9 protein-coding genes and 4 pseudogenes are annotated in these 10,881 nt (G+C 38.7%); 11 read left to right on the top strand and 2 right to left on the bottom strand.

Annotated elements, in window-relative coordinates:
• Nucleotides 1–48 precede the first annotated feature (48 nt).
• The 9 genes and pseudogenes from HT715_RS06140 to HT715_RS11915 all read left to right on the top strand — a co-directional run.
• Nucleotides 49–1,065 (top strand): glycosyltransferase family 2 protein, encoded by a 1,017-nt coding sequence (locus HT715_RS06140; RefSeq protein WP_000771879.1) that lies wholly within the window; start codon nucleotides 49–51, stop codon nucleotides 1,063–1,065.
• A gap of 115 nt (nucleotides 1,066–1,180) precedes the next feature.
• A pseudogene (locus HT715_RS06135) lies at nucleotides 1,181–2,593 on the top strand (PavB family fibronectin-binding SSURE repeat adhesin); the annotation flags it as partial.
• A 126-nt stretch (nucleotides 2,594–2,719) separates the two neighbouring features.
• Nucleotides 2,720–2,968, top strand: a pseudogene (locus HT715_RS12445) (LPXTG cell wall anchor domain-containing protein); the annotation flags it as partial.
• Nucleotides 2,969–3,134: 166 nt separating this feature from the next.
• Nucleotides 3,135–3,833: a response regulator transcription factor gene (locus tag HT715_RS06130; protein ID WP_000520643.1), complete on the top strand. Its 699-nt coding sequence runs from the start codon at nucleotides 3,135–3,137 to the stop codon at nucleotides 3,831–3,833.
• Nucleotides 3,830–4,882: a HAMP domain-containing sensor histidine kinase gene (locus tag HT715_RS06125; protein WP_000769775.1), complete on the top strand. Its 1,053-nt coding sequence runs from the start codon at nucleotides 3,830–3,832 to the stop codon at nucleotides 4,880–4,882. The genes HT715_RS06130 and HT715_RS06125 overlap by 4 nt, the downstream gene beginning before the upstream one ends.
• A gap of 194 nt (nucleotides 4,883–5,076) precedes the next feature.
• Complete coding sequence (rpsD, locus tag HT715_RS06120; protein ID WP_000092760.1) at nucleotides 5,077–5,688, top strand: 30S ribosomal protein S4; 612 nt, start codon at nucleotides 5,077–5,079, stop codon at nucleotides 5,686–5,688.
• A 163-nt stretch (nucleotides 5,689–5,851) separates the two neighbouring features.
• Nucleotides 5,852–6,139, top strand: coding sequence for a type II toxin-antitoxin system RelB/DinJ family antitoxin (locus tag HT715_RS06115; RefSeq protein WP_001101480.1), 288 nt, complete (start codon nucleotides 5,852–5,854; stop codon nucleotides 6,137–6,139).
• Complete coding sequence (locus tag HT715_RS06110) at nucleotides 6,129–6,476, top strand: type II toxin-antitoxin system RelE/ParE family toxin (RefSeq protein WP_000395510.1); 348 nt, start codon at nucleotides 6,129–6,131, stop codon at nucleotides 6,474–6,476. Before HT715_RS06115 ends, HT715_RS06110 begins: the two co-directional genes overlap by 11 nt.
• A gap of 88 nt (nucleotides 6,477–6,564) precedes the next feature.
• Nucleotides 6,565–6,776 (top strand): annotated as a pseudogene (locus tag HT715_RS11915) (IS3 family transposase); the annotation flags it as partial.
• 124 nt (nucleotides 6,777–6,900) lie between these two features.
• On the opposite strand, the gene HT715_RS06105 reads toward HT715_RS11915, so the two are convergent.
• Nucleotides 6,901–7,755, bottom strand: coding sequence for an Rgg/GadR/MutR family transcriptional regulator (locus tag HT715_RS06105; protein ID WP_000427006.1), 855 nt, complete (start codon nucleotides 7,753–7,755; stop codon nucleotides 6,901–6,903).
• A 92-nt stretch (nucleotides 7,756–7,847) separates the two neighbouring features.
• Between HT715_RS06105 and HT715_RS06100 the strand changes: the two genes are divergently transcribed.
• Entirely contained in the window at nucleotides 7,848–9,086 is a 1,239-nt protein-coding gene (locus HT715_RS06100; protein ID WP_000722389.1) for a caspase family protein, read from the top strand.
• 12 nt (nucleotides 9,087–9,098) lie between these two features.
• Nucleotides 9,099–10,181, top strand: coding sequence for an N-acetylmuramoyl-L-alanine amidase family protein (locus HT715_RS06095; protein WP_000868697.1), 1,083 nt, complete (start codon nucleotides 9,099–9,101; stop codon nucleotides 10,179–10,181).
• Nucleotides 10,182–10,489: 308 nt separating this feature from the next.
• On the opposite strand, the pseudogene HT715_RS06090 reads toward HT715_RS06095, so the two are convergent.
• Nucleotides 10,490–10,881, bottom strand: a pseudogene (locus HT715_RS06090) (IS630 family transposase); the annotation flags it as partial.

Raw genomic sequence — 10,881 nt, 5'->3', positions numbered from 1 at the left:
TTTGATTTTCATTGAGTAAGAAAAATCAGTCCCCTAAAGGAGTAGATTATGAAGTTATTGTCTATCGCCATTCCTAGCTATAATGCTGCAGCCTATCTTCATTACTGTGTGGAGTCGCTAGTGATTGGTGGTGAGCAAGTTGAGATTTTGATTATCAATGATGGGTCTCAGGACCAGACTCAGGAAATCGCTGAGCGTTTAGCCGACAAGTATCCTAACATCGTTAGAGCCATTTATCAGGAAAATAAGGGCCATGGCGGTGCGGTCAATCGTGGCTTGGTAGAGGCTTCTGGGCGCTATTTTAAAGTAGTTGACAGTGATGACTGGGTGGATCCTCGTGCCTACTTGAAAACTCTTGAAACCTTGCAGGAACTTGAGAGTAAGGGTCAAGAGGTTGACGCCTTTGTGACTAATTTTGTTTACGAAAAGGAAGGTCAGTCTCGTAAGAAGAGTATGAGCTACGAGTCAGTCTTGCCTGTTCGGCAGATTTTTGGCTGGGACCAGGTCGGAAATTTCTCCAAAGGCCAGTATATCATGATGCACTCGCTGATTTATCGGACAGATTTGTTGCGTGCTAGCCAGTTCCAACTGCCTGAGCATACTTTTTATGTCGATAATCTCTTTGTCTTTACCCCTCTTCAGCAGGTCAAGACCATGTACTATCTGCCTGTCGATTTCTATCGTTATTTGATTGGGCGTGAGGACCAGTCTGTCAATGAGCAAGTGATGATTAAGCGCATTGACCAGCAACTTAAAGTCAATCGACTCTTGGTAGACCAGCTTGATTTATCCCAAGTGAGCCACCCCAAAATGCGAGAATATCTGCTGAATCATATCGAGATTACGACGGTGATTTCCAGTGCCCTGCTCAATCGAGCAGGTACAGCAGAGCATTTGGCAAAAAAACGGGAGCTGTGGACCTATATTCAGCAGGAAAATCCAGAGGTTTTTCAGGCTATCCGTAAGACCATGCTTAGCCGTTTGACCAAACATTCAGTCTTGCCAGCTCGCAAACTGTCCAATGTCGTCTATCAAATCACCAAATCTGTTTATGGATTTAATTGATATAAGTATTTTATAAGAGGGATTTAAGAAAAATTTTAACTTTTTCTTAGTCCTTTTTAATTTTAGGATATTATACTAGAGTCATCAAATAAAGAAAAACTCTAAGGAGAACCCTATGAAATTCAATCCAAATCAAAGATATACTCGTTGGTCTATTCGCCGTCTCAGTGTCGGTGTTGCCTCAGTTGTTGTGGCTAGTGGCTTCTTTGTCCTAGTTGGTCAGCCAAGTTCTGTACGTGCCGATGGGGTCAATCCGACCCCTGCTCAAGTTGTACCTGAAGAGACATCGGGAACGAAAGAGGGTGACTTAGCAGAAACTCAGGGAGATACTGTTCTTGCTCAAGCGAAACCTGAGGTCGTTGCTGGAAATACGAACTCACTTTCTACACCTACAGAAGTAACTGAAGTGAGCGAGGAGACAAGCCCTTCTCGTCTGGATACACTTTTTGAAAAAGGTGAAGAAGCTCAAGAAAATTCAGAGCTAGCAGATGTCTTAAAAGAAGCTGTAGATACAGCTGATGTGGATGGGAAACAAGCAAGTCCAGAAGATATTAAAAAAGCTGTCGATGAGGATGTTAAAGACAGTATCGATGTCCCAGCGGGCTATCTAGAACAAGCCAAAGCTTCCGGTCCTTTCTTGGCTGGTGTAAACAAACCGCTTAAATATGAACTTTTCGCAGGAGATGGTATGTTGACTCGTCTCTTGCTCAAAGCATCTGACAAGGCTCCATGGTCAGATAATGGTAAGGATAAAAATGAAAAAATTCCACCAGTGAAAAATTTACCTGATGGCAAGTATTACTATCAAGTATCTTTGAATGGTAACACTACAGGTAAGCAAGATCAGGATTTATTAGATACACTTCGTACTAATGGTACAAATACCTATGAAGCTACCCTGACTGTCTATGAAGCAGCCGGTGATAAACCAAATTTGAATAAGGTTGTCAAGGAACGTAAAGTCAATATTACCTTGAACGGTCTTGTAACAAGAAGCGATGTCAAATCTGCAGTTAAAAACAACATCAAAGACAGTATCGATGTTCCAGCAGCCTACCTAGAACAAGCCAAGGGTGACGGTCCATTCACAGCTGGTGTTAACCATGTGATTCCATACGAACTCTTCGCAGGTGATGGCATGTTGACTCGTCTCTTGCTTAAGGCATCTGACAAGGCTCCATGGTCAGATAACGGCGACGCTAAAAACCCAGCCCTATCTCCACTAGGCGAAAACGTGAAGACCAAAGGTCAATACTTCTATCAAGTAGCCTTGGACGGAAACGTGGCTGGCAAAGAAAAACAAGAACTCATCGACCAGTTCCGAGCAAACGGCACTAAAACCTACAGCGCTACAGTCAATGTCTATGGTAACAAAGATGGTAAAGCAGATTTGACAAATGTCGTAGCAACTAAAAAAGTTACTATTAAGATAAATGTTAAAGAAACATCAGACACAGCAAATGCTTCATTCTCATCTTCTAACTCTGGTTCTGGCGTGACTCCGATGAATCACAATCCTGCTACAGGTGCGACTCATCAAACAGCTGCTGACCATAAGGACATGATGGCACCAGCCAAAGAGACTGATAAAGCAATGCCAGCAAATGACCAAATGGAAAAATCAGGTATGAAGACTGAGACTCCAGCTCCAAGTACTACAGATAGCATGCCTGCTGACACCATGACAAGCTCTACCAATACGATGGCAGGTGAAAATATGGCTGCTTCTGCTAACAAGATGTCTGATACGATGATGTCAGACAAGATGATGTCAGATGATAAAGCTATGCTACCAAATACTGGTGAAGCTCAAACATCAATGGCAAGTATTGGTTTCCTTGGGCTTGCGCTTGTAGGTTTACTCGGTGGTCTAGGTTTGAAAAACAAAAAAGAAGAAAACTAATCAGCTAAGGAAATAAATGATGGATAGTGGGCTGACTAAGGCTAGTTTACCAACTCAATCAGCAATCAGGACTTTCTTTCAATAGCAGATTAAAATCATCGTAAAACAATAAAAATAGTGTTATACTTAAAGCAGTATAGCACTGTTTTTATCAAAGGAGAGACAGATGGGAAAGACAATTTTACTCGTTGACGACGAGGTAGAAATCACCGATATTCATCAGAGATACTTAATTCAGGCAGGTTATCAGGTCTTGGTAGCCCATGATGGACTGGAAGCGCTAGAGCTGTTCAAGAAAAAACCGATTGATTTGATTATCACAGATGTCATGATGCCTCGGATGGATGGTTATGATTTAATCAGTGAGGTTCAATACTTATCACCAGAGCAACCTTTCCTATTTATTACTGCTAAGACCAGTGAACAGGACAAGATTTACGGCCTGAGCTTGGGAGCAGATGATTTTATTGCTAAGCCTTTTAGCCCACGTGAGCTGGTTTTGCGTGTCCATAATATTTTGCGCCGCCTTCATCGTGGGGGCGAAACAGAGCTGATTTCCCTTGGCAATCTAAAAATGAATCATAGTAGTCATGAAGTTCAAATAGGAGAAGAAATGCTGGATTTAACTGTTAAATCATTTGAATTGCTGTGGATTTTAGCTAGCAATCCAGAGAGAGTTTTCTCCAAGACAGACCTCTATGAAAAAGTCTGGCAAGAAGACTATGTGGATGACACCAATACCTTGAATGTGCATATCCATGCTCTTCGACAGGAGTTGGCAAAATATAGTAGTGACCAAACGCCCACTATTAAGACAGTTTGGGGGTTGGGATATAAGATAGAGAAACCGAGAGGACAAACATGAAACTAAAAAGTTATATTTTGGTTGGATATATTATTTCAACCCTCTTAACCATTTTGGTTGTTTTTTGGGCTGTTCAAAAAATGCTGATTGCGAAAGGCGAGATTTACTTTTTGCTTGGGATGACCATCGTTGCCAGCCTTGTCGGTGCTGGGATTAGTCTCTTTCTCCTATCGCCGGTCTTTACGTCGTTGGGCAAACTCAAGGAGCATGCCAGGCGGGTAGCGGACAAGGATTTTCCTTCAAATTTGGAGGTTCAAGGCCCTTTAGAATTTCAACAATTAGGCCAAGCTTTTAATGAAATGTCCCATGATTTGCAGGCAAGCTTTGATTCCTTGGAAGAAAGCGAACGAGAAAAGGGCTTGATGATTGCCCAGTTGTCGCATGATATCAAGACTCCTATCACTTCAATCCAAGCGACGGTAGAAGGGATTTTGGATGGGGTTATCAAGGAAGGAGAACAGGACCATTATCTAGCAACCATTGGACGCCAGACGGAAAGACTCAATAAACTGGTTGAGGAGTTGAATTTTTTGACCCTAAACACAGCTAGAAATCAGGTGGAAACGACCAGCAAAGACAGCATTTTTCTGGATCAGCTCTTGATTGAGTGCATGAGTGAATTTCAGTTTTTGATTGAGCAGGAGAGAAGAGATGTCCACTTGCAGGTAATCCCAGAGTCTGCCCGGACTGAAGGAGATTATGCTAAGCTTTCTCGTATCTTGGTGAATCTGCTCAATAACGCTTTTAAATACTCTGCTCCAGGAACCAAGCTGGAAGTGGTGGCTAAGCTGGAGAAGAACCAGCTTTCAATCAGTGTGACCGATGAGGGGCAGGGCATTGCCCCAGAGGATTTGGAGAATATTTTCAAACGCCTTTATCGTGTCGAAACTTCGCGTAACATGAAAACAGGTGGGCATGGTCTTGGTCTTGCGATTGCGCGTGAATTGGCTCATCAATTGGGTGGGGAAATCACAGTCAGCAGCCAGTACGGTCTAGGAAGTACCTTTACCCTCCTTCTCAATCTCTCTGGTAGTGAAAATAAAGCCTAAAACCCCTTTACAAATCCAGCTATTCATGGTAAAATAGATTTTGTGTGAAATATCAGCAGGAAAGCATGAAGCTCGTCAACAGGTGTCTTATGATAAGTAACCTTGGCTGTTTAGGCGAAGGGCATCTGCACGAATCAGGGCTTTCTAAGTGACTATTTCCACCGAAATATTATTTATATCAGGAGGACATTCACATGTCACGTTATACAGGACCATCTTGGAAACAATCTCGTCGCCTTGGCCTTTCACTTACAGGTACAGGTAAAGAATTGGCACGTCGTAACTACGTACCAGGACAACACGGACCAAACAACCGTTCTAAATTGTCAGAATACGGTTTGCAATTGGCTGAAAAACAAAAACTTCGTTTCACTTACGGTGTAGGTGAAAAACAATTCCGTAACTTGTTCGTACAAGCTACAAAAATCAAAGGCGGGATCCTAGGTTTCAACTTTATGCTTCTTTTGGAACGTCGTTTAGATAACGTTGTTTACCGTCTTGGTCTTGCGACTACTCGTCGTCAAGCTCGTCAGTTCGTAAACCACGGTCACATCCTTGTTGACGGGAAACGCGTTGATATCCCATCATACCGCGTAACTCCAGGTCAAGTGATCTCAGTTCGTGAAAAATCATTGAAAGTTCCAGCAATCCTTGAAGCAGTAGAAGCTACTCTTGGACGTCCAGCATTCGTATCATTCGACGCTGAAAAATTGGAAGGTTCATTGACTCGCTTGCCAGAACGCGACGAAATCAACCCAGAAATCAACGAAGCACTTGTCGTTGAATTCTACAACAAGATGTTGTAATATTTTATTAAATATGATAGGCTGTAAAGCCTTGAAACTAAGCACTTTAGGCCTCTATCCTAGAGTGCTTTTTTGATTTCTCTTAGTATCCAGCTATAATCGTTGAGACATAACTAGACCGATATAGTCCAAAGTGATATAATAGTCTAAAGGAGGTGCTACCATGAATGTTTTAGAAAAAAACACACAGGTAAATTTTAAGACTAACAGAGACTTGTTAGAGAAAGCTAAAGCTATTATCACAGCGCAAAATCTTGATATGACAGCCAGTTTTAACTTGTTTTTAGAACACATTGTAGAAAATAAAGCCTTGCCATTTGAAACTCAAGTAGATAAAGAAAGAGAAGAACTTCTATCAAGGTTGCGTGCTGAAATTGCTCGTAGCTTTGAGGATTTAGAACATGGAAGAACTTACAGTCTTGATGAAGTGAGGGCTAACCTTGGAATTTAACGAGAAGGCATATAGCATCATTATCTCCGAAACGGTACAAGAACAGCTAAGAGGTATTAAAGATTATATCTCAGCTAACTACTTTTCAGAACAGGCAGGAGCAAACACAGTTAAGAATGTTCTTTATGGTTTGGAGCGTCTTGAAGTCTTCCCAGAAGCAGGATTTGATGCTGACGAAAGAGTAGGAGGGATTATATACCCACCCCACAAAACTCGATGCATCATTTTAGGAGATTACCTAGCATTCTATCATATTTTAGAGGACAGAAAAGCTGTCTTTGTATCAGATATTATTCATAGCAAACAGGACTACATCCGCTTGTTCAAGAAAAAATAGCGCCTATATATGAACTGCACCCCAAAAGTTAGATTTTTTCTGTCTAACTTTTGGGGTGCAGTTCAATTGGAATGTCCTTATTTTTATTATGGGATTGACAAATGAGGTTAAGGTTCAGATCTATGAACTTAGAAAGCAAGTACAAATCTTTAATCAGCTTTCAAAAAGATTTTGTGTAGATGTTTCGGGCTAAGGTATGTGACAAGATGAATTGATCGTTATGGAATAGAGAGTGTTAAAAATGGGAAGAATCGTTACTATTCCCCTGAATTAAAACAAGAAATAATCAATAAAAGCCTATATAATAACAAATGTATTAAAACTAAGAAAGACTTAGCTCAGTGTAATACAGAACCAAATCTTATAGATAAATTATTTGTCTAATTTTTTAGGAATTATATCTCTAAACAATATCATTTAACAATTAAATTGTTAGATCTAGCTTAAATTTCTGGTTTAATTCATTTATTGTATCACTATCATTATATTCCTTAAATATTCTCATAGCTTTAGAACATTCTTTTTTACCTAACTCTATTTGATTAGTTTTTATAAGATAAATACCTTTTAGGAAGAGTAAATAATTCTTTTCAAAATAATATCCTTGTCTGGTCAGTAAATTTTCTAAATCATCTATAAAAAATTGAGCGTTATTTAACAAATTATTTTTTAATAATAATTCTAAATTAAATAAATATAAAGGAATTACTCTATGTGTTCCCATATTTGTTTTTAAAAAATGTCGTGTTTTCTTGATTACCGCTCTATATAATAAGCTTATGGTTTTAGTGTTCATAAAAAACACCGAATTATAAAAAATTTTCAGTTCATACTCCATCCAAGTATCTACCGAAAGCAAATACTTTATTATCTCATTGCATTTAGATGTATTATAAGGAAGATTTACAAGGCGATTAATCTGTTGTTCAGCAATCAATTTTATGTGAAAATTGCATAAACTTCTTTCCTGCTTTTGTTTTAGCTCTATTTTCTTTATTAGTTCTTGTAACAAAATGATATCTGAAGAGTTTACAGCATGTTCTAATTCTTCAAAAAAGCATTCTTTTTTGGAATAATAGCAATGAACTAATTCTTCAAATTCCGAAAATGATATCCCCAGGCGATTTAACAATATGTAAAAATGATCAATAGATAATTTTGTAATCCCATTTTCGAAACGAGAAATAGTTGACTCACTAATCTTATCACAAGCCAAATCTTTAAGACGAAAATTTTTTGAAATACGGATATCCTTTAAAACTGCTCCAAAATTTTCCATAGTATTCCTCTTCCATTTCTGCAAAAAATAAAACCTGTTTTTTTATTTGTGATATGATTATACAAAAATAAAACAGAAAGGACAATATGATTATGAAAAAAATTTTATTGTCATCAGTTGCTTTACTGAGCCTAGTGGCAACACTACCAGTAAATAGTCCAGTTTCTGCTCAAGAATCTATCTCTCCCAAGTCTTATAGTCACTCTAATGGCAGTTGGATTCAATCGAATAGCCGTTGGTGGTATAAACACTCTGACGGTTCTTACACTAAAAACGGGTGGGAAAAGATCAATGAAACCTGGTACTATTTTGATAGTGAAGGTTGGATGAAAACAGGTTGGTTTAATGAATATGGAAATTGGTATTATCTAGATACTAGTGGTGCTATGAAAACAGGATGGTGTTTGATTTCTGGTAGTTGGTACTATTTAAATACTAGCGGTGTCATGCAAACTGGCCTACAGACTATCGAAGGAAAACAATATTATTTGGCTGCCAGCGGTGCTATGCAGACAGGTTGGCACAATATTGGAGATGATACTTATTTCTTTGCTAGTAGTGGAGCAAGACAAACGATTAATCGCCGTGCTTTAGTTCTTGGTGAAACATCAACGAGAGCAGTACCTATCGAAGACGTTAATGCTATGGAAAAGGTTTTTGGTAACCAAAACTTTAGTAAAGTTGTTCGTTTCCCAGATAAAACTAAGTCCGAGATTATTGCAAAAACGCAAGAGCTTTTCAAATCTTCTATCGAAAGCGATGTGAACTATCTTTACCTTACTTGTCATGGAGGAAGAGACGGAAGAATCTATCTTGGTAGCGATGGTCAGACATTTTCAGGCTGGGAATTGGCATCTATACTGAAACAATATAAAGGTAAGTTTGTGGTTATGCTGGATTGTTGCTATTCAGGAACAATTATAGATGTAGGTAAGTCAGACAAAAAGGTTGCCTCCAAGTCTGAAGAAAAATTTGATGAACAAGCATTTTTGGCAGGATTTTCAACAGGAGATGTAGCAAGCAAGAATGGTGAAATGCTTGATTCTAAATTCCTCGTACTATGTGCCTCTTGGAAAGGCGAAGAATCGTATAGTGTAGTCGGAGTAGGTAGTCTTGCCACCAGATACTGGGCAATGGGTACAGGTTGGGATTCACTTCAAAATAGAATGATTTCGCCTATGGCAGACACCAATACTAACGGAAAAATTACTTTAGAGGAACTGTATCAATACTCTTATCCTCTAGTCCTTGAAGCTGCATCACAAATTCACGAAGAGCAACATGTATCAGTTTATCCTAAAAACAGTCAATTTGTTTTATTCCAAAAATAAGGAGTTAAGAAAATGAAAGTATCAAAAAAAATCACACTATTTGGTTTATCTCTAGCAGGTCTAGCTTTATTAGCTTTCCCTCATTCAGGTCAAGCCTTTGAGTTGGAAGAAGAATGGGTTATTAAGGGTGGGGTTAAGTATCAAGATGGCAAAATTCTTCGATTTAACAATGGCCATGAAGTGGATATCAAAGTCTTGGATTTGCCAAAAACTGAGAAAATCGAGTGGACGGTTAGTCTCAATGGTCAAGATCAGACTATCAATTTCCTAGGTCAAGAAAAGGACAAATCTATGGTCGGTACAGAGGGGCGTTACCTGAATTTCTATGTACCTTATGGCTATAGAGGAGATATCAAGGTAGAAGCCAAGAGCGGAAATGAAGTAAAGACCTGGTCCACTAAAGTAGTAGATGATGTATATAATGATGGCGGAAAGAGTGGTTACTTCCGTATTGACGAATCAAATGATCAACACACCTACCTTGATGCAAAATGGGACTATCAAACTAAGACCTACACTGCTACCTTACCAGAGACTCTCAATGGTCAAAAAGTGTTTGCTTGGGAAGACGACTATGTAGAATTGAAACTTCAAAAACCAGGAGTTATCAGTCATTCCTACAGAGGGGGAGGAGCCTTCAAAATACTTTATCCGATTCTAAAAGCAGAAAGCTGGCTAAAAAAGAATTACAGTGAAAAGTGGTACTATCAAAAACAAGGTCAATTAGTTAAAAATGCTTGGGTTAAGGACAAGGGAACTTGGTACTTTATGAATGATAAAGGAGTCATGTTCAATCAAACTTGGCTCTATCAGGGTGGCAACTGGTATGCCTTTAAATCATCAGGAGCTATGATTGCTAGCAATTGGCTATATGATAATAACTCTTGGTATTACCTAAAGGACTCAGGTTCTATGGCGACAGGTTGGATCAAAGATAGTGGATCTTGGTATTATCTAAACAACTCAGGTTCTATGGTAACAGGATGGGTAAAAGATAGTGGATCTTGGTACTACCTTGCTTCAACTGGTAAGATGCTTCACAACACCTATACACCTGATGGTTACTATGTAGATGCCAGTGGCGCTTGGAAATAAATTTTAAACAGAGAAAATCTACTGAGAAGGTAGGTTTTCTTTTTTAGTCAGTGAATAATATATAGTAGATTGAAACTAGAATAGTACATCTGGACTTCTAAAACATTACTAGAAATTGATTTGATTGTCCTGATTGATTTGTCCTATTTTTATTTCATTTTACTATAGAATAAAGTAGATCAGAAATTTAGCAGGGTTATTCTCTTTTACTAACAATCTGCTTACAAAAATTAAACAAGAGTATTTTAAAAATTAGACCCATTGTGAACTTTAGTAGTAAACAAAAATCTGGGAAAAAAGTTTTATAGTCATTTAGTTTTTAAAAAGCGTTCCAAACATTCAAAAATAGTTGGGACTTCCCTTAATAAATCTGTTACTTTCTTTTTCAAGATAGCCCAAGCTTGCTCAATAGGATTCAAATCCGGTGAATATGGCGGTAGAGGTAAGAAAAAGTGTTTATCTTGGATGCAGAGTTCATCCAAAATGTTCTTGGGATCAAAACTAGCATTGTCCATGATAATAACATGAGGTGTCTTCAAAGCAGGCAGGAGTTGCGTTTTGAACCACTCCACAAAGAAATCGCTTGTCCTGCTGTTCTTGTAAATCATGGGAGCTATAAACTCTCCGTCTACTTGTCCTGCAACAATTGAAGTTCGCTCAAAACGACGTCCGCTAATCTTTTCATAGACTTTCTCCCCTC

This window comes from Streptococcus sp. 4155 (genome assembly GCF_013276695.1).
In the GTDB taxonomy this organism is placed as follows: Bacteria; Bacillota; Bacilli; order Lactobacillales; family Streptococcaceae; genus Streptococcus; species Streptococcus pseudopneumoniae.
Note: the sequence above shows the minus strand (reverse complement) of the source record. Positions and strands in the feature narration are given on the sequence as shown.

Excerpts from the sequence above, each read along its gene's own strand:
- HT715_RS06140 (WP_000771879.1), top strand. The coding sequence starts at position 49 with ATGAAGTTATTGTCTATCGCCATTCCTAGCTATAATGCTGCAGCCTAT.
- HT715_RS06130 (WP_000520643.1), top strand. The coding sequence starts at position 3,135 with ATGGGAAAGACAATTTTACTCGTTGACGACGAGGTAGAAATCACCGAT.
- HT715_RS06125 (WP_000769775.1), top strand. The coding sequence starts at position 3,830 with ATGAAACTAAAAAGTTATATTTTGGTTGGATATATTATTTCAACCCTC.
- rpsD (WP_000092760.1), top strand. The coding sequence starts at position 5,077 with ATGTCACGTTATACAGGACCATCTTGGAAACAATCTCGTCGCCTTGGC.
- HT715_RS06115 (WP_001101480.1), top strand. The coding sequence starts at position 5,852 with ATGAATGTTTTAGAAAAAAACACACAGGTAAATTTTAAGACTAACAGA.
- HT715_RS06105 (WP_000427006.1), bottom strand. The coding sequence starts at position 7,755 with ATGGAAAATTTTGGAGCAGTTTTAAAGGATATCCGTATTTCAAAAAAT.
- HT715_RS06100 (WP_000722389.1), top strand. The coding sequence starts at position 7,848 with ATGAAAAAAATTTTATTGTCATCAGTTGCTTTACTGAGCCTAGTGGCA.
- HT715_RS06095 (WP_000868697.1), top strand. The coding sequence starts at position 9,099 with ATGAAAGTATCAAAAAAAATCACACTATTTGGTTTATCTCTAGCAGGT.